Source organism: Chitinimonas lacunae (assembly GCF_042650885.1).
GTDB classification, from domain to species: domain Bacteria; phylum Pseudomonadota; class Gammaproteobacteria; order Burkholderiales; family Chitinimonadaceae; genus Chitinimonas_A; species Chitinimonas_A lacunae.
In genome coordinates, this window is the sequence record NZ_JBHSBU010000002.1 from 209,611 (window position 1) to 229,761 (window position 20,151).

Below are 20,151 nucleotides of genomic sequence, written 5' to 3' on the forward strand. Positions count from 1 at the left end.
TAACAATGGGTTTTCTGGTTTAGGGAAAACGGAAATATATTTTTCAATGTGGTTGTTCTAGCCAGCCGTGTGGAGGACCAAGCAGACGACAGGTCAGGATTTCTGAGGGAAATACATTGATTCGGCCAAACGCTTGCCAGCTGAGCAACGGCTTGGACACGAAAATGTATTGCAGAAAAACAGTGTGTTGATTTTTGAGATTTGATGTTCCCATTCGCTACCGGTCTGACAGACCTTTGGCAGGATTTCTGTTCAGGTACAAATGTCGCAATCCTGACTGATACTCGCCGGCTTGCCGGCAGCCCGGGCGGCTGACTGGCAACCCTGTGCGTTTGTCGCTGATTGGTGAGAAAAGCAGAAAGAATGACAAAGACGTGGTAGAATTGCCGCCGTTTTTCTTTGATAAAACATTGGCATAAGTTCTGATATGGTCGATCAGTCGGTAGCGCTTCTTTCTGAGCTGTTGTGGAATGGTTTGCTGATCTCGGCGCCGGTTTTGCTGTTGACGATGCTGGTGGGTTTGCTGATCAACATCGTCCAGGTCGTTACCCAGATCCAGGATATGTCGCTGACCTTCGTGCCCAAAATTTTGGTGGCCGCCATCGTGCTGGTGACCCTGGGGCCTTGGATGCTGCGTCGCCTGCTGTCGTTTGCCACCCAACTGATCGGTAGCATCCCGACCTTGATCTGAGCTTGGATTTTTTCCGATCAGTCGTTTTTCTCAATAAAAGATAATGAATATTGCATTCGACGCGGCCTGGGTCGCGGCAGTCCTGTTTTGCGCGCTGCGCCTGGGAGCGGTGCTGGCCTTGACGCCAGTGCTGACCGGGATTGCCTTGCCGCCGCGCATGACCGTACTGCTGATCCTGTCGCTGTCGGCCATTCTGGTGATGGGCGGTGTTGTCCAGCCAGCTCCCCTTCCCCACGATCTCCTTGCCCTGCTGCTGAGCGGTCTTGCTGAGCTGGCCACGGGCGCCCTGCTCGCCTTTGCCATCTTTGTCGCCTTCGCCGCCTTTTCGCTGGCAGGCAAGCTGCTCGACATCCAGATCGGTTTCAGCGTCGGCAGCATCTTCGACCCGATCACCCGCACCCGCTCGCCGGTACTGGCGTCCACCCTCGATCTGTTTGCGATCGCCGCTTTCTTTGCTCTCAACGCCCACCATATGCTGCTGCGTGGCCTGGCCTATTCGCTGGAGCGCGTACCGCTTGGCCGGATGGTCGAACTGGCCTCGCCCGAGCTGCTGGCGCGTCAGTTCGGCCTGGTGTTTATCCATGGCCTGCTGCTGGCTGCGCCGGTGGCCTTCTGCCTGTTACTGGTCGATGTCGGACTGGCCGTGTTGTCGCGCAATATTCCGCAACTCAATGTGTTTATCCTCAGCATCCCGATCAAGATCGTGATCGGCCTGTCCATGCTGGCGCTGATGGCGCAGATGGCCGGGCCGCTGCTGCGCCGGATGTTCGATGCGATCTTCCAGTTCTGGAGCCAGGTACTGGGTTAAGCCATGGCAGAACAGGATTTCGATCGCAACGAGCCAGCCAGCGATTACAAGCTGGAGCAGGCCAAGAAACGCGGCACGGTGGCCAAGAGCCAGGACGTGGTCTACATCGCCGTGCTGGCCGTGGTGGTGGTGTTTATCTATTCGATGGGCTGGAGCACGGTGCGGCGTGAGCTGCTGGCCACCCAGGCGGCCCTATTGCAGATCGGCTCGCTCGACTGGACCGTCCAGGGCGTGGTGAGCTGGCTCGGTGCTCTCTTGGGCAGCGCCTTGATGCCGCTTGCGCCCTTGTTGCTGGCGATGGTGATCGCAGCCATTCTGGGCTGTCTGGCCCAGACCGGGCCGGTATTCAGTTTCCAGCCGCTGTCGCCTGACTTCAGCCGGCTCAACCCGGCCACCGGCTTCAAGCGGCTGTTCTCGCTGCGGATGGTCTACGAGGGCGGCAAGAGCACCTTCAAGCTCGCCGTCGTGCTGACCGTGCTGGGGCTGAGCATCTGGCACCTCACGTCCTTTCTGTTAGCCCTGCAACAGGTCGATGCCCGCCTGCACGCGAGACTGGTGCTCGATGAGGTCGGTTCGCTGACCTTCAAGCTGCTGCTGGCCATGCTGGTGCTCGCCATCATCGACTATGCCTATATCAAATGGGAATTTGCCCGGCAGATGCGGATGAGCCGGCGCGAGGTGCGCGATGAGCACAAGCAGCGCGAAGGCGACCCGCGCATCCGCTCGCGCCTGCGCGAATTGCGCCAGGAAGTGCTGCAGCGCAGCCGCTCGATGCAGAAGCTGCCAGAAGCCGATGTGCTGCTGACCAATCCGACCCACTACGCCGTGGCCGTCAAATACAAGCACGGCGAAATGCCCGCGCCCCAGGTGATTGCCAAGGGTGCCGGGGAATTCGCCGCCAAGATGCGCGAAGCGGCGCGGCGCCACCAGGTGATGGTGGTGCAGAACCCGCCGCTTGCGCGTGAACTCTACCGTCGCGTCGATTTCGACGCCTATGTGCCCGAGGAGCTCTACCCGCAGGTCGCCAAGATACTGGTCTGGGTCTACGCCATGCGCGATGGCGCCCGACGGCTCGCCCGAGGTCAACGATGAACGCCTTCCGTCGCCTCCTTGGCGCCAACGCCGATATTGCCCTGGTTCTTCTGGTGGTCGGCATCCTGATCGTGCTGTTTGCCCCGATTCCGTCGGTGGTGCTCGACTTTCTGATCCTGACCAATATCAGCGGCGCCCTGCTGATTCTGCTGCTGACCTTCTACATGGGCCGGCCGGTCGAATTCTCGACCTTTCCTTCGCTATTGCTGATTGCCACGCTGTTTCGGCTGTCGCTCAATATCGCGGCCACCCGCCTGATCCTGACCGACGGCGACGCCGGCCGGGTGATCAATGCCGTGGGCAGCTATGTGGTGGGCGGCAATTATGTGATCGGCCTGATCGTGTTTCTGATCCTGATCGTGGTCCAGTACGTGGTCGTGACCAACGGCGCCCAGCGCGTGTCGGAAGTGGCTGCCCGCTTCACGCTCGACAGCATGCCGGGCCAGCAGATGAGTATCGATGCCGACCTCAATATGGGGTTTATCGATCAGGAGGAAGCCAAGCGGCGGCGCAAGACCCTGGAAAAGGAAGCGGGCTTCTATGGCGCCATGGACGGCGCGAGCAAGTTCGTCAAAGGCGACGCCATCGCCGGCATTGTGATCCTACTGATCAATATCATCGGCGGCATGGTGATCGGGGTGATGCAGATGGGCATGCCCTGGGGGCAGGCGCTGCAGACCTTTACCTTGCTGACCATTGGCGACGGCATCGTCACCCAGGTACCGGCGCTGGTGATCTCGGTCGGCACCGGCATTATCGTGACCCGCTCGGCGTCCGATTCGCAGCTGAGCCGCGAAGTCCTGCGCCAGGTCACCTCGTTTCCCAAGACTCTCTATCTGGTCGCAGCGGCCCTGTTCGGCCTGCTGTTCCTGCCCGGCATCCCGATGCTGCCCGGGCTCGTCCTGATCGCCTTCTTTATCGGGGCGGCCTGGGTGGCCAAGCGGATGAAGGGCCAGGAGGAACCAGGCGGCGAATCGACGGCCAAGGACGGCGGTGGCGACGAGGATGCCTATTCCCAGCTCGATGTCGAGCCGATCGAGATCAATGTGGCGCCCAATCTGATTCTGGCGCTGGGCGAAGCACAGACGGCCGTGATGGACAAGATCGCGGCGTTTCGCAAGCAATACGCCGGCGAGTCGGGGCTGGTGCTTCCCACGGTCAAGATTCGCGAAGCCGCCCGACTGACCAGCAATGCCTACGAAGTCTCGATTTTCGGCGTGGTGTCGGCGCGCGGCGAACTGATGCCCGAGCGCACGCTGGCGATCCACGCAGCGGGCAATCCGCAGAAGCTCAAGGGGGTGGAGACGCGCGAGCCGAGCTACGGTCTGCCGGCGGTGTGGATCGAAGACAGCGAGCGCGATGCGGCCAGACAGGCCAAATACACCCTGGTCGATCCGCAGACCGTGTTTATCACCCATCTGTGCGAAGTATTCCGCCAACAGTCGCCGGCCTTGCTGACCCGGGCCGAGACCGAGCGGCTGCTTAACCGGGTACGGGAACAGCAGCCTGGCTTGGTCGAGGAGATCGTGCCGACCGTGCTGTCGGTGGGCGATGTACAGCGGGTGATGCAGAACCTGCTGCGCGAAAAGGTTTCGATCCGCCATGTCCAGGCCATCCTGGAGACGCTGGCCGACGCCGGCAAATCAAGCAAGGACCCGGCTTATCTGACCGAACTGGTGCGGCAGCGGCTGGGCCCGATGATCTGCCAGTCGCTGGTGGGCACGGGCAATGTGTTGCAGGTGCTGACGCTGGACCCGGGCATCGAACACCAGTTCCTGCGCGGTCTGCAAGGTGCCGAGAACGGCGGTGGCCTGGCGCTCGACCCGGCCTTTACCGAGAAAGCCATGCGCCAACTGGCCCAGCAGGTCGAGCGGATGATGAAGAGCAACCATCTGCCGGTACTGCTGTGTTCGCCCGAACTGCGGCGCCATATCCGCACGCTGTCGGAGCGGATGATGCCGCATCTGCGGGTGCTGAGCCTGACCGAGATTCCCAATACCCTGGAGTTGCGCGCCTTCGGGGCCGTGACGCTGCAATGATCGAGATAACGTGATGGACGCTTCCAAAATCGCCTTGCAGGGCCTGCGCAACGATGTGCAGCGGCTCGATGTGCTGAGCCAGAACCTGGTCAATGCCAATACCCCGGGCTATCGCCGGCTTGCGCTGGTGGCGCGGCCGTTTGCCGACGTGCTGAGCGCCTCGCACGCCACCGCCACACCGCTCAGCGTATCGGTGCCGCAATGGCAGCCGATCACCGACGAGCGCCCCGGTGCGCTGCAATCGACTGGGCGGGCGCTCGATCTGGCGCTGACAGGACCGGGCTATTTCGAGGTCAAGACCCCCGATGGGCTGGCCTATACCCGCAAGGGCAATTTCCAGATCGACCCGCGTGGCCGCCTGGTGACCGAGCAGGGCTATCCGGTGCTGGGCCGCGAAGGCGAACTGTTGCTGGGCACGGGCACGCCCCATATCGATGCCAGCGGCCGGATCAGCGTGGACGGGAAACCGGTGGGACAGCTGCGCGTGGTTCAACTGGACCAGGCGAGCGCTGCGCTCGAAGAACTTGGCCATGGTCTCTATGGCTATAGCGGCACGGTCGAGCCGCTGGGCAATGAAGCGGTCTCGCTGTCGCAAGGTCAGCTCGAAGGCGCCAATACCGTGGCGCGGCGCGAGATGGTCGAGCTGATGGCCACCATGCGCCATTTCGAGGCCCAGACCAAGCTGTTGCAGGGCTATGGCGAGGCGATGAGCAGCGCGATCCAGGAAATCGGCAAATTCTAAGCCCGCTTCGCTGGGTTTTTGTTCGATGGAAATAATTCTGCAAATTGGCTGCAAGGTATACAGCTAATAAGCAATGTAAAGTATTGAAATATGCGGGATGGCAAATGGGTATGCCTGAACGGCCACCGCGCTTTTGAAGGGAATCGTCGATGATCGATGCGTTGTATATCGGGGCGAGCGGCATGCAAGCCCAGCAGTTGCAAGTGGATACCATCGCCAACAACCTGACCAATATGAATACCCCGGCTTTCAAGAAGTCGCGGGTCAGCTTTCATGACGTGATCCAGCGCGAGCTGGTCGAGTCGATGGGCGACGGCGGCGTGTTGCAGCGCGTGCGCGGTGCCGGGGTCGGGATCGAAGGCACGGCAGTCGAATTCGCGCCGGGCGACCTGAAAGCCACCGGTTCGAGCTGGGATGTGGCGATCCGTGGCAACGGCTTTATCGCCGTCGAGATGCCCGACGGCAGCCTTGGCTACAGCCGTGGCGGCACGCTGCGCGCCGGTGTCGACGGTTTCCTGACCACGGAACAGGGCTATCGGGTCCATCCGGCGCTCCAGGTACCCAGCGACGCCAAATCGCTGCGCGTCGAGGCCGATGGCCGGGTCAGTGCCCTGATCGAAGGCAGCGAGCCGGTCGAACTCGGCATGATCGACCTGGCGGGCTTTACCAATCCGGCCGGTCTGCAAGCGCTGGGCGGCGGCGTCTATCGGCCGACCGAGCGTTCGGGCGACGCCGTGACCGGTCGCGCCGGCGAAAACGGTCTGGGCGAACTGGCGCAAGGTCAGCTTGAGATGTCCAACGTCAAGATGATCGATGAAATGGTCAGCCTGATGCTGGCCCAGCGCGCCTATGAAATGAGCACCAAGCTGGTCCAGGCTGCCGATGAAATGATGGCTTTAACAAATAATATGCGTAGATAGTGCAAGACGCTGTGCGCATTTTATTGATTTTAATTGTTTTTATGCTGTCTCTTGGTCTCCATGCTGCCGAGCCGGCCGCCACTTTGACCCTGCGCGAGCGGGTCGTCTTGCCAGGCAGCTCGCTGCGGCTCGGTGATCTGGCCGAGGTCAAGGGAGAGGCCGCACTGGTGGCCGTGCTGCGTGAGCTGCCGCTGGGCGAGGCGCCGCGTGCGGGCTACCGCGACCGGCGGCTGCGCAGCCAATTGGCCCGGCTGGTCGATGCCCGCCTGCCCAGTGCACGGCGGCGTCTGCTGTGGCAGGGCAGCGAGCAGGTCGAGATTGAAGTGGCCAGTCAGCGTTATGCAGGCGCTCGACTGATCGAGGCCGCCAGCGTGTCTCTGCAACGGACGCTCGAAGCCGAAGGCGGCCGGGTCGAGATCAGCCCGGCCGGGGCCGTCGCCGACCTTGAGTTGCCGCCCGGCACAGTCACGCTGACGGCCCGGATGACGCCGGGCAGCGTGCCGCGCTCGCGTCTCTCGGTCTGGGTTGATCTGTCCGTCGACGGTCGTTTCGTCCGCAGCCAGACCGTGCCTTTGCGGCTCACGCTGTGGCGGCCGGTCTGGCGTGCCCGCGCAGCCCTGGCGCGCGAGGCGCTGCTCGATTGCGGGCAGCTCGAGCGCGTGGAAGTCGATGTGGCGGCCCTGGCGGCCGTGCCGTTCGGGCCAGACTGTACGGCGGGGCTGCGGATACGTCATCCGATTGCAGCCGGTGAGACGCTGCTGGCCAGCCGGGTGGAAGCGGCGCCGGCGGTGCGGCAGGGACAGAATGTGGTGTTGGAACTCGCCAGCGGCGCCGTGCGGATCGAAGCGGCGGCCGTTGCACTGGCCGATGCCCAGTTGGGCCAGCCGGTACGGGTGCGGCCCAGCCATGCCGATGAGCCGGTCCAGGCGCGGGTGGTGGCGGCCGGTCGGGTCGTGGCGCAAGGAGATAGGGAATGGAAATGAAACGGGTATGGCGCCCGCTGGGCCTGTTGCTGTGCTCAGTGCTGGCGGCGGGACAAAGTCTTTATGTCGAGCAGCAGTTCAAGCCACTGGTTGCCGATCAGCGTGCCCAGCGGGTCGGCGATGTGCTGACCGTGGTGATCTATGAGAACGCCAGTGCCAGCAGCGGAGCGGATACCAGCTCGGACCGCAACAGCGGCGCGGGCTTCAATGCCGAACTGCTGGGCCACCCGAAGCGGGCCGGCCAGATCGGCACCAGCGTCGATTTCGACGGCCGTGGCCGCACCCAGCGCTCGGGCCGGCTGCTCGCCCAGATCAGCGTCACGGTGCAGGGGCAGGCCGACAACGGCGACCTGCTGATCGCCGGCCAGCAGGCCATCGCGATCAACGACGAGAAACAGGAGATCAAACTCACCGGCCGGGTGCGGCCGCAGGATATCTCCGATGGCAATACCGTGCTGTCGAGCCGGGTGGCCGAGGCCCAGATCAGCTATGTGGGCGACGGCGCCCTGGCCGAGCGGCAGCGTCCGGGTTGGTGGAATCGATTACTGGTGTTATTGGGACTGTGATGGGCAGCAGACTGCTTCTTCTCTTGGGCCTTCTGGGCTCGCTTCTCTGTCAGGTGGCCGAGGCCGGGGTGCGGGTCAAGGACCTGGGCCGGCTGTCGGGCTGGCGCGATAACGCCCTGGTGGGCTATGGCCTGGTGACGGGTCTGGCCGGCACGGGCGACTCGACCGGCAATAAGGCGACCCGTCAGTCGATCGCCAATATGCTGGCGCAGTTCGGCGTCACGCTGACCCCGGAACAGGTTTCCAGCCGCAACGCAGCCGCGGTGATGGTGACGGCCAGCCTGCCACCGTTCGCCCGGCCGGGCGACACCATCGATGTGACGGTCACCTCGCTTGGCGACGCCCGCAGCCTGGTCGGCGGCAGTCTGCTGATCGTGCCGCTCAAGGCGGCCAATAACCGGGTCTATGCGCTGGCACAGGGGCCGTTGTCGGTCGGTGGCTACAAATACGACATGAACGGCAATGTGGTGCAGAAGAACCATCCGACCGTGGGCGCGATCCCCGGTGGCGCCACGGTGGAACTGGGGGTGGAAAACCCGCAGCCGACCGAGAAGATGACCTTTGTGCTGGCCAATGCCGACTACACCACCGCGTCACGGGTGGCGGCAGCGATCAACGGCGCCCTGGGTGGCGGCGTGGCCGAGCCGCGCGATGCCTCGGCCATCGAGATCAAGGTGCCCGCCGATTACCGTAAACGCCCGGTCGACTTCGTGGCGCGGCTGGAAAAGCTCCAGGTCGACCCCGATGGCCGCGCTCGGGTGGTGATCAATGAGCGCACCGGCACGGTGGTGGCGGGCGGGGATGTGCGGATCGACAAGGTGGCACTGGCCCATGGCGAGCTGAAGATCTCGATTGCGACCGACAACAGCGTGTCGCAACCGGCCCTGGTGCGGCAGACCGGCCCCGAGGTGCGCAGCATGGCGGTGGCCAACTCGCGCATCGAGGTCAACGAAGCCGATGGCGCCCTGTTCATCGGCCGCGACAACAATACCGTGGCCGATCTGGTACAGGCGCTGGCCCGGATCAAGACCAATACCCGCGACATCATTTCGATTCTGCGGGCGATCAAGGCAGCAGGTGCCCTGCATGCCGATCTGGTCGTGCAATAAGGAAGCTCATCGATGATCGAACGCAACGAAGCTGTGACCGTGAGCCTGGTGCGACTGGCGCTTGATGCCGCCAGCCTGCGCCATCAGGCCATCGCCACCAATATCGCCAACGCTGGCAACGCCGAGCATCGGCCGCTGCGGGTCAGCTTCGAGGAGCAACTCGACGCCGCCCGGCGCGAACTGAATAGCCGTGGCCGGGTCGGGACCGGCTCGCTGAGCGGCGTGACGCCGCGTCTGATCGGCGATGCGGCACCAGGCGAGCGGCCGCTTGACCTGGAAACCGCCAACATGGCGCAGAACACTATGCAGTACCAGGCCTTATTGAAGGGATTGTCGAAGTACATGTCGATCGTCAGCGCGGCGATCAACGAGGGAAAACGTTAAATGGATTATCGCAACGCCTTTGCCGTCAGCGCGGCGGGTATGACCGTGCAGAAGCTCCGTCTCGACGTGACGGCGCTCAATCTGGCCAATATGCAGACCACGCGCGGCGTGGACGGCAAGCCGTTCCAGCCGATGCGGGTGGTGGTCGACGGCCAGGTCTCGGCCTTTGCCAACCAGTTCGATCGACTGGCCAGCGGTGGCACGGCTGCCCTGCCCCAGGTGCGGATCGAAACGATGAATGTGGCGCCGCGACTGGTGCTCGACCCGGGCCACCCCGATGCCGACGAGCGCGGCTATGTGTCGCTGCCCGGCGTCGACCATGTGGGCGAGATGGTCAATCTGTCGGGTGCGCTGCGCACCTATGAAGCCAATGTGGTGGCACTCAACGCCGCCAAGGCCATGGCGCAGAAGGCGCTGGAGCTCGGAGGCGGCCAATGAGCATCGAAGCGATTGCGGCCATTGCGCCGATCCAGCCGATCGAGGCCGTGGCCGGCCTCAGCGGTGCCTCGGCCGCAGCGGCCGCGCCTGCCGCCGGCTTTGCCGACTGGTTCAGCCAGCAGATCAGCCAGACCAATGGCCAGCTGGTCGAGGCCGACCGGGGTTTGCAGAAGATGGCGGTCGGTGAGCCGGTCAATCTGCATCAGGTGATGATCGACCTGGAAGAGGCCAAGATGTCGATGCAGCTACTGTTACAGGTCCGCAACCGCCTGCTTGACGCCTATCAGGACGTCATGCGGATGCAGATGTAAGGGGCCGGGCTGTGACCATCGTCAAACAAATCTGGGCCCGTCTGGACCAGCGCGGCCGCATCGGCCTGGCCTTCGGGGTCGCGGCCATCCTGGCGCTGACCTCGATATTGGGTTACTGGACCCTGCGCCAGGACTACCAGGTGCTGTTCAGCGGCCTGGCACCGCAGGACGCGGCGGCCATGGTGGCCGAACTCGAACGCATGAAGGTGCCCTATCGGATCGGTGAGGGCGGCGACACGATCCTCGTGGGCGCCGATGTGGTGCACAAGACCCGGCTCAAGCTGCTGGGCAAGGATATTCCGCTGCACGGTGCGGTCGGTTTCGAGCTGTTCAACAACACCGACTTCGGCATGACCGAGTTTGCCCAGAAGGTGAACTATCAGCGTGCCCTGCAAGGCGAAATCACCCGCACCATTCTGTCGATCGAGGAAATCCAGGGCGCCCGCGTCCATCTGGCCCTGCCTGAACACACGCTGTTCAAGAAGGCCGGTGCCACGCCCAAGGCGTCGGTGACACTGACCCTGAAGCCCGGCCGTCGCCTGGCGCCCGATCAGGTGCGCGGCATCCAGCGGCTGGTGGCGGCCTCGGTGCCCGATATCCGACCCGAGGACGTGACGTTGCTCGACCAGCATGGGGTGGCGCTCAGCCGCCAGGGTGGCGACGAGGCCGATCTCGCCAGCGGCCGGCTCGAACACAAGCGCGGCATGGAAGACTATCTGGGCCGCAAGCTTGCCGATGTGCTCGACCGCAGCTTCGGCGCCGGTCAGGCGATTGCCACGGTCGATGTGGTGCTTGGCAATAAGCAGGTCAAGGTGACGACCGAAGATGTGCTGCCGGCCAATAAGCCCGGCGCCGACGAGGCACCGACCGGCATCGTGGTGCGCGAGCGCCATACGGTGCGCGATGGCGCAGCCGGCAAGGACGGCGAGCAGAACGAGGAAGAGCGCAACAACGAGATCGAATACCAGGTCGGCCGGCGGATCGAACAGGTCGAATCGGGTCCCGGTGCGGTTGAACGGTTGAGCGTGGCGGTGGTGGTACGCGCGCCGCTTGGCGAAGAGGAACTGGGCCGGCTGCGCGAGATTGCCGCCAATGCGGTGGGCTTCAATGCCGAGCGTGGCGACCGGATCGCGGTCTACAGCATGGGCCGGCTGCCGGCGCTGACCCCTAGCAACGAAGCGGCCACGACCCAGCCCCCGGCTGAGGCGGCCGCGGCGCCTGCCAGTGCCGCGCCAACGGCGGCGCGTCCGCTTGGCGCAGTCCCGCAGCCCTTCTGGTGGGTGCTGGCCGGTCTGCTCGGTCTGGGGGCTCTGTTGTGGTTCGGTGCGCGCCGGACGGTAGCGGAAACCACGCTGGCCGGGCCGCTCGATGAGGCCGGCCGCGCGGCGGCGCTGCGTCAGGTGCAGCGCTGGCTCGATCAGGAAGCGGCGGAGGAGCTACGGTGAACGGAACCAAGCAGGCGGCCCTGCTGCTCCATGGACTCGATCCGCGTGACGCCCAGTGGGTGCTGGCGCGGCTGCCCGAGGCCGAGCGTGCGGCGCTGCAATCCCATCTCGATGAATTGAACGAGCTGGGCATTCCGGCCGATCCGACGCTCGGTGCGACCTTGCTCGGCCGCGATCGCAGTGCCCGCCAGCGGCTCACGGCGGCTTCGGCCGAGCGGGTCTATCTGGCGCTGGAGCATGAGCCGGCCTGGCTGATCGCCGGTCTGCTGGCAGCCGGTCCCTGGCCCTGGCAGGCCGGTCTACTGGCACGGGCCGGTGACGCCCGCCGTCAGATGGTGTCTGCCGCTGCACCGGCCCGTGCCCTGCCACCGGCCTTGCAGAACACCTTGATCGAGCGGGTGGCTGCCCGGCTCGATGCCACCGTGGCGGCTGCGCCCGCCGCCGCACCGGCACGCGGACTGGCCAGCTGGGTACGCCGATGGATCCCATAATCCGCACCCCTGCCCTGTCGGGCGAAAAACGCACGCTCGGCGTCAAGGCGCCTGCCGCCGCGACGCCTGCGCCAACCCCGGCGGTCACGCCGGTGGCTTCCACTGTCGCTGCACAAAGTGCAACGGCTGCCCCGGCGCCCGTGCCCCGGCCGCAACCGACCATGCCGCCTGCGGCAACTCCGGTCCCGGCCCCTGCCGCCCAGCCGGCTGGCCCCTCCAAGGCCGAGCTGGAGCGCCTGGTGGCCGATACGCGCCGTCAGGCGCTGGAAGCGGCCCAGGTGGAAGCGGCGCGCCTGCGCGAGCTGGCACAGCAGCAGGGCTATGCCGCAGGACTCGAGCAGGCACGCGCCGAGATCGAGCAACAGGCCGAACAGCAGGCAAAACGCTGGCAGGCGCTACAGCAGACCATCGAGCAAGGGCTGCGGACCAGTACCGAGCAAGTCGAAGAGGAAGCAGCCGCCGTTGCCTTCGAGGCGGTGTGCAAGATCGTCGGCGACGAAGCCGGCCGGATCGAAGGGGTGCTGGCCATGGTGCGCCAGGTGCTTGCCCGGGTACGGCAGGACGATGGCGTGACGATCCGCCTCTCCCCCGCAGCCTTGGCGATGCTGGGTCAGGAGGAGGAACTGCCTGAATTGCTGGGTGGCATCCGTGTCCACTGGATCGCCGATGAAACCGTCGCAGCCGGCTGTGTGGTCGAAGCCGCCGTCGGCCAGTTCGACGCCCGGCTCGACCGGCAGCTCGAACGGCTGCGTGATGCGCTGCTGGCGATCAATCAGGCGGAGTCGCGATGAAGCGCTCGGCCTACTTCGAGGCGGTGCGCGGCGTCGATCTGGTGCGCCGGGTCGGCCGGGTGGTCCATCTGGCCGGTCTGGCCATCGAGTCGGAAGGGCCGGACGCACCGATCGGTGAAGTCTGCGAGATCCGCCCGCGTGGCGGTGCCGAGCCTTTGCGGGCCGAAGTGATCGGTCTGCGCGGCGACCGGGTGGTATTGATGGCCTATGGCGATACTCGCGGCATCGGCACCGGCTGCGAAGTGGTGGCCACCGGCCGTCTGCCGGCGATCGCCGTGGGTGATGCCTTGCTGGGCCGGGTGATCGATGCGTTTGGCGACCCGCTCGACGACAAGCCTGCGCCGCTTGGCTTATCGACCCGGCCGCTGCGCTCGACTCCGCTCAATCCGCTGTCGCGGCCGCGGGTCGATACCGTGCTCGAAACCGGAGTGCGTTGCATCGACGGCCTGCTGACGCTGGGCCAGGGCCAGCGGGTCGGCATCTTCGCCGGCAGCGGTGTGGGCAAGAGCACGCTGCTTGGCATGATCTGCCGCCATGTGCGCGCCGACGTCAATGTGGTGGCCTTGATCGGCGAGCGTGGCCGCGAGGTGCGTGAGTTCGTCGAAAAACATCTGGGGCCGGAAGGGCTGCAACGCTCGGTGGTGATCGTGGCCACCTCGGACCTGCCCGCGCTGGCCCGCGCCCGGGCCGCCTATGCAGCGACGGCGATTGCCGAATATTTCCGCGACCAGGGCCTACAGGTGCTGCTGACCATGGATTCGGTGACGCGCTTTGCCATGGCCCGGCGCGAAATCGGTCTGGCGGCGGGTGAGCCGCCCACGGCACGCGGTTATACCCCGTCGGTGTTCGCTGAACTGCCCGAACTGTGCGAACGCTGCGGCACGGCGCCATCGGGCGGTGCCATTACCGCGCTCTATACGGTGCTGGTCGAGGGCGACGATTTCAACGAGCCGATTTCGGACATCCTGCGTGCCACGCTCGATGGTCATATCGTGCTGACCCGCAAGCTCGCCCATGCCGGACATTTCCCGGCTATCGATGTATTGCAGAGCGCGAGCCGATTGTTGACCGATCTGATTGCGACCACCGATCTGCCGCTGCTGCATAAGCTGCTGGCCCAGGTGGCAACCTATGAGCGCAACCGCGACATGATCGATATTGGCGCCTATCGGCCCGGCAATAACCCGGAGATCGACCAGGCCATCGCCCTGATGCCGGCCATGAACCGCTTTCTGCGCCAGTCGGGTGACGAGGTGGCCAACCGTGCCACGGTGATGAACATGCTGCGCCAGCTGGCGCGGGCCGAGGGGACGACATGAGCGGCAAAGGCCGGCGTGGCTTTCGCTATCCGCTTGAAGCGCTGAGGCGCAAGTACGATTGGGACTTGCAGCAGGAACAGGCCGAACTGGCCCGACGCAGCGCCGAATCGACCGAAGCCCATGTGGCATTGCGTCAGGCGGGCGATCGGCTGAACGCGGCCTGCGAGGCGGGGCGCGACATCCTCGACCCGTCGAGTCGACGCCTGTTGCTGGGCCATATCGCCCAATTGAGCGATGCAGTCGACGCCGCCCGCGAGCGGTTTGAAACCGCCGAGCGCGAGCGGCAGGCATCGCTTGACCGGCTGGCCGAGATCAAGCGCTTCGTCGATGGCCTGGAGCGTCATCGCGACGAAGCCGTGCGCCACTTCGACCGCGAACAGGCCGCGCAGGAGGCGGCCCGGATCGATGAGGCCTGGCTGCAAGGCAGTAGCTGGAGAAAAGGCAACGATGCGAATAGAGAGTAATCCGCTGGACAACGGCCAGCAGAACGCTGGCGAGCGCCCCGCTTCCCTTCATCAGGGCTGGCTGCGCGAGATGGAACGCGCCCAGTTGGCGCTGCTGGTCGAACTGCCGGGACAGGAAGCCGAACCGTCACGTCAGCCGGCAGACGTTCGTGCGTCGATGCCGACTGGTGATGCCGCCCCGGCCCGTACCGTGCGCCCGATCTGGTGGGAGTCCACCACCAGCACCGAGCCGGTGCAGGCGCAAGCCACCGTTGAGGCGGTGGAGTCGCCAGTCGCGCCGGAAGCGGTCAGACCGATGGTGGTGGCACAGGCGCTGATGCCCTCGGGTGAGGCTGTCGCGGCAGCTCCACCCATGGAAGCCGCCTTGCCTGTCGAAGTGTCCGGCCCCGCTGCCACGGCTGCCGGGTCCAGGGCCCCTGCCGTCGCGTCCGCCCTGGCTGTGACACCTGACGGACAGCCAGCAGTGGCGGCGGACGTGGCAGGCACCTCGCCCGGGGCGGATGCCGTGGCGGCTGAACTACCCGTCCTGCCGCTGGCGCCCTTGCCTCCGGTCGAGGCGGAGTCGCTGGCGCTCGAAGCGACAGCGGGCGTGAGTGTGGCCGCTATGCTGGCAGCGCGTGCCGGCGAAGTGGCCGTGCGCCAGCCGGCAAGCAATGGGTCGGCTCTGGCCCAGCCCGTGCTGCCTGCCACGGTCGAGGCGCCTCGTGCAGGACGTGGTGTGCAATCGGGTCGCAGCGAAGCGCCGGCGGCCGCTGCGCCGCAGACGCCGGCCCGCACGGCGCGGCCGCAGTGGCAGCGTCAGTGGCTCCATGTCAGCGACAACGGCGAAGGGGTACGGGTCTGGCTGCGCGATGCGGCGCTCGATCAGCATGCCGCGCAGCGGGTGGCCTATCGGCTGGTGGCGGAACTGGGCGGCGGTCTGCGCCCGGTGGAAGTGAACATCAATGGCCGTGGCCACGGACGAGGACGCAGCGAGCGGCCGACCGAGCCACGCGCCGAGCACGGTAATGCAACCGTGACGGTCCCGCAGGCGACCGTGACGGGCAAACACTAGACAGAGGACGTTTTCCAGCATGGCAAGCACCAGCGCGGTCTCGGCCGCAAGCAATCTTCAGGCGGCAGGCATGGGTCTGGAGGATCTGATGAAGATCCTGCTGACCCAGTTGACCTATCAAGACCCGCTCAAGCCGATGGACAACCAGGAGTTCGTGGCCCAGATCGCCCAGTTCTCGGCGCTCGAAGCCAATCGGCAGCTCAACGACAAGTTCGACAATCTGCTGTCGATCCAGTCCTCGGTCCAGTCGATCGGCCTGCTGGGCCGCCAGGTCGACCTGGCCGCGCCGACGGGCAGCGTCAACGGCCAGGTGACGGCTCTGACCTTCAAAGAGGGTGAGCCGGTATTGACCGTGAAAACCCCGGCGGGCGCCTTCGTCAGCGATGTGCGGCTCAGTCAGATCATTTCGATTCGTTAACCAGGAAATTTTCTATGATCGATTCCATCTTTGTCGGCATGGCAGGTCTGTCGAGTTACTCGCGTGGCCTCAAGGTGATCAGTAATAACGTCACCAATATGAATACCCCGGGCTTCAAAAGCTCGCAGTTGCAGTTCTCCGACCTGTTCTACCAGGGCGGCGGCATGGGCGGCGACAACTCGCACCAGTTCGGCACGGGCGTGGGCACGCTTGGCACCTATCTGAACCTCAAGTCGGGCGACTACCGCCAGACCGGCAACTCGCTCGATCTGTCCTGCGGCGGCCAGGGCTTTTTCGTGTTGCAGGACGAGGCGGGCAATATCCGCTACACCCGCGCCGGCCAGTTCGACTTCGACGCCCAGGGCCAGCTCAAGGACCGCAGCAGCGGTGCGGCCGTGATGGGGATGGATGAGAACGGCAAGCTCCAGCCCATCACGCTCGATGGCCTCAATTCCAGCCAGCCCAAGGCCACGGGCGATATCAACCTCAACGGCAGCCTGCCGGTGGGCCGCGACCATGTGATCGACGGTGTCAGCGTGTTCGATGTGGCAGGTGGCGAACATCTGCTCAAGCTGACCTTCACCAATACCGTGACCGGCACCCCGAGTACCTGGAAGGTGACGATCAGTGAAAACGGCAACCAGATCGGCAGCGGCGAATTCCAGTTCAGCGACGGCAAGCCCGTGATCGGCAAGGATATGGTGCCGATCGCCTTTACCGGTGGTTCGCAGCCGTTCAGCTTCCGGCTCAAGCTGTCGCCCGATGTGCGCTCGGCCCAGACGCCTGCCAACTCGGCCATGCTGGCCGTCGAAAAGAAGGACGGCTACGGCCTGGGTACCCTCACCGGCAAGTCGTTCGATGCAGCCGGCTATCTGGTCGCCACCTACTCCAACGGTCAGACGGTCAAGGGCAAGCGGATCGCGCTCGCCCGCTTCGATTCGGCCGAAGCGCTGGAACAATTGGGCGATGGCAGCTTTATCGCCCGCAACAGCAATGCGGTCCACTATGGCACCTCCAACCGCGAGTTCGGCGAGATCAAGAGCGGCACGATTGAAGTGTCCAACGTCGATCTGTCGCAGGAATTCAGTGATCTGGTCCTGATGCAGCGCGGCTACCAGGCTTCGTCGCAACTGGTCAGCACGGCCAATGAGATGATCCAGCAACTGTTCGATATGAAAGGCCGTGGCTAGTGGAGACCCGTCCCTACCGGCTCTATGGCGCCAGTGCGCTCGCAGCGCTGGCACAGCGGCTCGCCGATTCGCTGGCGGATTGGCGCGCAGCCTGGGGCGGCGAGCCGCCGGCGCTGACAGTGCTGCCGGCGGCCGAGCGCGCTGCGCTGGGTCGCGATGTGCAGTGGCACTGGCGTTCCTGGCGGCTTGCCGAGGGTGGTCTGATATGGGCCGCGACCCAGGACGGCTTTGGTCGCGCCTTCGCCGCCAGCCTGTTCGGCGCCCAGACCGGCTGGTCGGCCAGCGAGCCCGATCACTCGATCGCCGGTGCCTTGGGCCGCGACGCGCTCGATGCCCTGGTGATGGCGCTCTGGCAGGAACTGGGGCTGCACGCTTATAGCGATCAGGCTGTCGATGGCCAGCCCGACCCAGCGCTGTTCCGGCATGGCCGGGGCGGTCTGCTGATCGAACTGGGCTGGTCGGCAGGCCGGATTCTCCTGCTGTGCGATGGCAGCAATCTGGTGCCGCGTGGCACCGTCCGGCCGCGGCCGGCGCCGGCCGCGCTGGCGGATTCGCTGCGCTCGGCGCCGTTACGTCTGGCCGTTGATCTGGGTGAAGTGAACCTCACGCTTGGCCAGTTGCAGTCGCTGGGGCTGGGCGATGTGCTGTGCCTGGGTACCCCGCTCGAGCGGCCGCTCGAAGTCCGGGCCGAAGGTCAGCCGTTCTGCCGGGCGCAACTGGGCGCCAGTGACGGCCACCGTGCGGTGGCACTGGTCAAGAAATAGGCCGCCCGGGCGGTCCAACGTATTGAAGGAGTCTTTTGTGAGCAACCCCAAAGACCGCCAGCCGGCGGCACCGCAACTGATCGATCTGCCCGAACTGCCGGCTTCCGCCGGTCGCGGTGACAGCCTGCTGGGCGGCAATCTCGACGTGATCCGCAATGTCCAGATCAGGCTCACGGTGCAGGTCGGTGAAGTCCAGACCACCGTAGGCGACCTGATGGCGCTGCGCAACGATTCGGTACTGAAGCTCGACCGGCTGGTCGACGAGCCGGTCGATGTGCTGCTCGACGGTGCCGTGATCGCGCGCGGCCAATTGGTGGCCGTCGGCGACGATTTCGGCGTGCGTATCACCGAACTGCCTAAGCTCGGCAAATGAACCGGCTGCTGCCCTGGTTGGCGCTGACCCTGCTGGTCCCGGCGCTGGCCGAGCCTATCCCCTACCGTACCGGTCCCGATAGTGGCGAGCTGCTGCTGCGCAGCCTCGGCAGTCTGGTGGTGGCCGTGCTGGTCGCGCTGACGCTGGCGCTGCTGATCAAGCGTTTTGCCCCGGGTCTGTTGTCCGGTCTGCGCCGCCGCCAGACAGGCCGGCGTCAGCTCGAGACCCTGGAGCGCCTGCGTATTTCGCCCACCACCCAGGTGGTGGTGGTGCGCTGGCACGACGAGGAATGGCTGATCGCCGAAGGCAGTCAGGGCACGCAGCTATTGGGTAAACGGCCGCACCACAGTACGGCCGGGGAAGATGGACAAGATGGATAAGGCCAGATTATGGCGGCGGGCACCGCTGGTACTGCTGTGCCTATTGCCGCTCGGTGCCGCCTGGGCGGCTTCGAGTGGGGTGTCGCTGGGCGGGATCGAAATCCGTACTGGCAGCGCCAACCCCGACCAGGTGTCGTCGGGTCTGAAGATTCTGCTCGGTCTGACGGTGTTGAGCCTGGTGCCGGCGATCCTGGTATCGATCACCTCGTTTGTGCGTATCGTGGTCGTGCTGTCGATGCTGCGCCACGCCATGGGCATGCAGGAGACGCCGCCCAATACGGTGCTGCTGAGTCTGGCGCTGTTTCTGACCCTGTTTTCGATGAATCCGGTGCTCGAAGAGGCCAACCGGACCGCGTTTCAGCCCTATCTGAAAAACCAGCTCACCACCGAGCAGGCGCTGGAGCGCGGTTTCAAGCCGTTTCGTGAATTCATGGTGCGCCAGACCCGCGAGGCCGATCTGGCGCTGATGGTCGAGCTGTCGCGCTCGCCCACCCCGAAGTCGATCGACGATATCAGCAATGTGCAGTTGATCCCGGCCTTTATGCTGTCGGAACTCAAGACCGCTTTTCAGATCGGTTTTGTGATCTTTCTGCCCTTTTTGCTGGTCGATCTGGTGGTATCGGCGATTCTGATGGCGCTGGGGATGATGATGGTGCCCCCGGTGACGATCGCCCTGCCGGTGAAGATATTGATGTTTGTGCTGATCGATGGCTGGAATCTGGTGGTGCGTGCCTTGATGGGCACCTTCCACTAGCGCCGCCGCGAGTAATGGAGAAGCCATGACTGCCCCCGACGTAAACGATGTACTGACCACCGAAGAACTGCTGCATCTGGCCATCGAGGCAAGCAACCGCGAGCGCTATGATCTGTCGATCTCCTATCTGAAGGCAGCCATCGGCCGGGCTGAACAGCCCGATGCGAGACTGGCCTTCATGCTCGGTTCGCAATACGCCCAGATCAAGATGTTCGACGACGCCCGCCAGTGGCTCGAGCAGTCGGTGGCGATCGACCCCGATTTCGAGATCGCCGTGTTCCAGCTCGGACTGATGTATCTGCTGGGCAACGACATGGCCAACAACGAGCGGGTCTGGGCCCATCTCGACCGGCTGCCGCCTGAGCACGCGCTGCGCTGCTTCCGCGAGGGTCTGCTGGCGATTGCGCGCGATCAGTTCGACGCAGGCGTCGCCGCCATCGAGCAGGGATTGGCTGTCGGTTATGCCAATCCGCCGCTGCTTGAGGAAATGCGCAAGGTGATCGCCAATGTGGCCACGCTGCGCGCAGCGGCTCCGACGCCTGCGGTCGAAGCAGCCGCGCCAGCCGCCGAGGAGGCCACTGGCGAACATGTGCTGCTTTCGGCCTACCGCGAGTAAAAATAAAAT

The 20,151-nt window shown here is 64.8% G+C and carries 25 protein-coding genes; all 25 read left to right on the top strand.

All coding sequences use genetic code 11. The features are described from left to right. Positions 1 to 427: 427 nt before the first annotated feature. The 25 genes from ACFOW7_RS21120 to ACFOW7_RS21240 all read left to right on the top strand — a co-directional run bounded on the left by ACFOW7_RS21120 (position 428) and on the right by ACFOW7_RS21240 (position 20,142). Positions 428 to 691, top strand: a complete 264-nt coding sequence (locus tag ACFOW7_RS21120; RefSeq protein WP_378168426.1) for a flagellar biosynthetic protein FliQ — start codon at positions 428 to 430, stop codon at positions 689 to 691. Between the two features lie 43 nt (positions 692 to 734). After that, entirely contained in the window at positions 735 to 1,499 is a 765-nt protein-coding gene (locus ACFOW7_RS21125; protein WP_378168428.1) for a flagellar biosynthetic protein FliR, read from the top strand. 3 nt (positions 1,500 to 1,502) lie between these two features. Beyond that, the gene (gene flhB, locus ACFOW7_RS21130; protein ID WP_378168430.1) at positions 1,503 to 2,591 is read left to right on the top strand and encodes a flagellar biosynthesis protein FlhB; all 1,089 of its coding nucleotides are present in this window, start codon (positions 1,503 to 1,505) and stop codon (positions 2,589 to 2,591) included. Further along, positions 2,588 to 4,630 (top strand): flagellar biosynthesis protein FlhA, encoded by a 2,043-nt coding sequence (gene flhA, locus ACFOW7_RS21135; protein WP_378168432.1) that lies wholly within the window; start codon positions 2,588 to 2,590, stop codon positions 4,628 to 4,630. The genes flhB and flhA overlap by 4 nt, the downstream gene beginning before the upstream one ends. Before the next feature lie 13 nt (positions 4,631 to 4,643). Beyond that, positions 4,644 to 5,372, top strand: a complete 729-nt coding sequence (locus ACFOW7_RS21140) for a flagellar hook-basal body protein (RefSeq protein ID WP_378168434.1) — start codon at positions 4,644 to 4,646, stop codon at positions 5,370 to 5,372. A gap of 149 nt (positions 5,373 to 5,521) precedes the next feature. Next, positions 5,522 to 6,292, top strand: a complete 771-nt coding sequence (locus ACFOW7_RS21145; RefSeq protein ID WP_378168436.1) for a flagellar hook-basal body protein — start codon at positions 5,522 to 5,524, stop codon at positions 6,290 to 6,292. 41 nt (positions 6,293 to 6,333) lie between these two features. Further along, a complete protein-coding gene (gene flgA / locus ACFOW7_RS21150; RefSeq protein ID WP_378168438.1) occupies positions 6,334 to 7,275 on the top strand; it encodes a flagellar basal body P-ring formation chaperone FlgA in 942 nt (313 codons plus the stop codon). Next, positions 7,272 to 7,841 (top strand): flagellar basal body L-ring protein FlgH, encoded by a 570-nt coding sequence (locus ACFOW7_RS21155; protein ID WP_378168440.1) that lies wholly within the window; start codon positions 7,272 to 7,274, stop codon positions 7,839 to 7,841. The genes flgA and ACFOW7_RS21155 overlap by 4 nt, the downstream gene beginning before the upstream one ends. Further along, positions 7,841 to 8,950, top strand: a complete 1,110-nt coding sequence (locus ACFOW7_RS21160) for a flagellar basal body P-ring protein FlgI (RefSeq protein ID WP_378168442.1) — start codon at positions 7,841 to 7,843, stop codon at positions 8,948 to 8,950. Before ACFOW7_RS21155 ends, ACFOW7_RS21160 begins: the two co-directional genes overlap by 1 nt. Before the next feature lie 12 nt (positions 8,951 to 8,962). After that, a complete protein-coding gene (locus ACFOW7_RS21165) occupies positions 8,963 to 9,334 on the top strand; it encodes a hypothetical protein (protein ID WP_378168444.1) in 372 nt (123 codons plus the stop codon). Next, on the top strand, positions 9,335 to 9,772 hold the full coding sequence (gene flgC / locus ACFOW7_RS21170) for a flagellar basal body rod protein FlgC (RefSeq protein ID WP_378168446.1): 438 nt from the start codon (positions 9,335 to 9,337) through the stop codon (positions 9,770 to 9,772). It abuts the gene before it with no gap. Then, a complete protein-coding gene (gene fliE / locus ACFOW7_RS21175; RefSeq protein ID WP_378168448.1) occupies positions 9,769 to 10,083 on the top strand; it encodes a flagellar hook-basal body complex protein FliE in 315 nt (104 codons plus the stop codon). The genes flgC and fliE overlap by 4 nt, the downstream gene beginning before the upstream one ends. 11 nt (positions 10,084 to 10,094) lie before the next feature. After that, entirely contained in the window at positions 10,095 to 11,528 is a 1,434-nt protein-coding gene (gene fliF / locus ACFOW7_RS21180) for a flagellar basal-body MS-ring/collar protein FliF (protein ID WP_378168450.1), read from the top strand. Continuing rightward, complete coding sequence (locus ACFOW7_RS21185; RefSeq protein WP_378168453.1) at positions 11,525 to 12,019, top strand: hypothetical protein; 495 nt, start codon at positions 11,525 to 11,527, stop codon at positions 12,017 to 12,019. The genes fliF and ACFOW7_RS21185 overlap by 4 nt, the downstream gene beginning before the upstream one ends. Beyond that, positions 12,007 to 12,810, top strand: coding sequence for a FliH/SctL family protein (locus ACFOW7_RS21190; protein WP_378168455.1), 804 nt, complete (start codon positions 12,007 to 12,009; stop codon positions 12,808 to 12,810). Before ACFOW7_RS21185 ends, ACFOW7_RS21190 begins: the two co-directional genes overlap by 13 nt. Further along, the gene (locus tag ACFOW7_RS21195) at positions 12,807 to 14,129 is read left to right on the top strand and encodes a FliI/YscN family ATPase (protein ID WP_378168457.1); all 1,323 of its coding nucleotides are present in this window, start codon (positions 12,807 to 12,809) and stop codon (positions 14,127 to 14,129) included. Before ACFOW7_RS21190 ends, ACFOW7_RS21195 begins: the two co-directional genes overlap by 4 nt. Continuing rightward, entirely contained in the window at positions 14,126 to 14,593 is a 468-nt protein-coding gene (locus ACFOW7_RS21200) for a hypothetical protein (RefSeq protein WP_378168459.1), read from the top strand. The genes ACFOW7_RS21195 and ACFOW7_RS21200 overlap by 4 nt, the downstream gene beginning before the upstream one ends. Next, entirely contained in the window at positions 14,577 to 15,647 is a 1,071-nt protein-coding gene (locus ACFOW7_RS21205) for a hypothetical protein (protein ID WP_378168461.1), read from the top strand. Before ACFOW7_RS21200 ends, ACFOW7_RS21205 begins: the two co-directional genes overlap by 17 nt. A gap of 19 nt (positions 15,648 to 15,666) precedes the next feature. After that, positions 15,667 to 16,065: a flagellar hook assembly protein FlgD gene (locus ACFOW7_RS21210; RefSeq protein WP_378168463.1), complete on the top strand. Its 399-nt coding sequence runs from the start codon at positions 15,667 to 15,669 to the stop codon at positions 16,063 to 16,065. 14 nt (positions 16,066 to 16,079) lie between these two features. Beyond that, positions 16,080 to 17,255: a flagellar hook protein FlgE gene (locus ACFOW7_RS21215; protein WP_378168465.1), complete on the top strand. Its 1,176-nt coding sequence runs from the start codon at positions 16,080 to 16,082 to the stop codon at positions 17,253 to 17,255. Further along, complete coding sequence (locus tag ACFOW7_RS21220) at positions 17,255 to 18,019, top strand: FliM/FliN family flagellar motor switch protein (RefSeq protein WP_378168468.1); 765 nt, start codon at positions 17,255 to 17,257, stop codon at positions 18,017 to 18,019. The genes ACFOW7_RS21215 and ACFOW7_RS21220 overlap by 1 nt, the downstream gene beginning before the upstream one ends. Positions 18,020 to 18,056: 37 nt before the next feature. Next, on the top strand, positions 18,057 to 18,392 hold the full coding sequence (locus tag ACFOW7_RS21225) for a FliM/FliN family flagellar motor switch protein (protein WP_378168471.1): 336 nt from the start codon (positions 18,057 to 18,059) through the stop codon (positions 18,390 to 18,392). After that, positions 18,389 to 18,772 carry a flagellar biosynthetic protein FliO gene (locus tag ACFOW7_RS21230; RefSeq protein WP_378168473.1) on the top strand — a complete coding sequence of 128 codons (384 nt, stop codon included), beginning with the start codon at positions 18,389 to 18,391 and terminating at the stop codon, positions 18,770 to 18,772. The genes ACFOW7_RS21225 and ACFOW7_RS21230 overlap by 4 nt, the downstream gene beginning before the upstream one ends. Then, complete coding sequence (fliP, locus tag ACFOW7_RS21235; RefSeq protein WP_378168475.1) at positions 18,765 to 19,526, top strand: flagellar type III secretion system pore protein FliP; 762 nt, start codon at positions 18,765 to 18,767, stop codon at positions 19,524 to 19,526. Before ACFOW7_RS21230 ends, fliP begins: the two co-directional genes overlap by 8 nt. 25 nt (positions 19,527 to 19,551) lie before the next feature. Then, positions 19,552 to 20,142, top strand: a complete 591-nt coding sequence (locus ACFOW7_RS21240) for a hypothetical protein (protein WP_378168478.1) — start codon at positions 19,552 to 19,554, stop codon at positions 20,140 to 20,142. The last annotated feature ends 9 nt before the right edge of the window (positions 20,143 to 20,151 follow it).

Coding starts and splice junctions, on each gene's coding strand:
- ACFOW7_RS21120 (WP_378168426.1), top strand. CDS start 428: ATGGTCGATCAGTCGGTAGCGCTTCTTTCTGAGCTGTTGTGGAATGGT.
- ACFOW7_RS21125 (WP_378168428.1), top strand. CDS start 735: ATGAATATTGCATTCGACGCGGCCTGGGTCGCGGCAGTCCTGTTTTGC.
- flhB (WP_378168430.1), top strand. CDS start 1,503: ATGGCAGAACAGGATTTCGATCGCAACGAGCCAGCCAGCGATTACAAG.
- flhA (WP_378168432.1), top strand. CDS start 2,588: ATGAACGCCTTCCGTCGCCTCCTTGGCGCCAACGCCGATATTGCCCTG.
- ACFOW7_RS21140 (WP_378168434.1), top strand. CDS start 4,644: ATGGACGCTTCCAAAATCGCCTTGCAGGGCCTGCGCAACGATGTGCAG.
- ACFOW7_RS21145 (WP_378168436.1), top strand. CDS start 5,522: ATGATCGATGCGTTGTATATCGGGGCGAGCGGCATGCAAGCCCAGCAG.
- flgA (WP_378168438.1), top strand. CDS start 6,334: ATGCTGTCTCTTGGTCTCCATGCTGCCGAGCCGGCCGCCACTTTGACC.
- ACFOW7_RS21155 (WP_378168440.1), top strand. CDS start 7,272: ATGAAACGGGTATGGCGCCCGCTGGGCCTGTTGCTGTGCTCAGTGCTG.
- ACFOW7_RS21160 (WP_378168442.1), top strand. CDS start 7,841: ATGGGCAGCAGACTGCTTCTTCTCTTGGGCCTTCTGGGCTCGCTTCTC.
- ACFOW7_RS21165 (WP_378168444.1), top strand. CDS start 8,963: ATGATCGAACGCAACGAAGCTGTGACCGTGAGCCTGGTGCGACTGGCG.
- flgC (WP_378168446.1), top strand. CDS start 9,335: ATGGATTATCGCAACGCCTTTGCCGTCAGCGCGGCGGGTATGACCGTG.
- fliE (WP_378168448.1), top strand. CDS start 9,769: ATGAGCATCGAAGCGATTGCGGCCATTGCGCCGATCCAGCCGATCGAG.
- ACFOW7_RS21190 (WP_378168455.1), top strand. CDS start 12,007: ATGGATCCCATAATCCGCACCCCTGCCCTGTCGGGCGAAAAACGCACG.
- ACFOW7_RS21195 (WP_378168457.1), top strand. CDS start 12,807: ATGAAGCGCTCGGCCTACTTCGAGGCGGTGCGCGGCGTCGATCTGGTG.
- ACFOW7_RS21200 (WP_378168459.1), top strand. CDS start 14,126: ATGAGCGGCAAAGGCCGGCGTGGCTTTCGCTATCCGCTTGAAGCGCTG.
- ACFOW7_RS21205 (WP_378168461.1), top strand. CDS start 14,577: ATGCGAATAGAGAGTAATCCGCTGGACAACGGCCAGCAGAACGCTGGC.
- ACFOW7_RS21210 (WP_378168463.1), top strand. CDS start 15,667: ATGGCAAGCACCAGCGCGGTCTCGGCCGCAAGCAATCTTCAGGCGGCA.
- ACFOW7_RS21215 (WP_378168465.1), top strand. CDS start 16,080: ATGATCGATTCCATCTTTGTCGGCATGGCAGGTCTGTCGAGTTACTCG.
- ACFOW7_RS21230 (WP_378168473.1), top strand. CDS start 18,389: ATGAACCGGCTGCTGCCCTGGTTGGCGCTGACCCTGCTGGTCCCGGCG.
- fliP (WP_378168475.1), top strand. CDS start 18,765: ATGGATAAGGCCAGATTATGGCGGCGGGCACCGCTGGTACTGCTGTGC.
- ACFOW7_RS21240 (WP_378168478.1), top strand. CDS start 19,552: ATGACTGCCCCCGACGTAAACGATGTACTGACCACCGAAGAACTGCTG.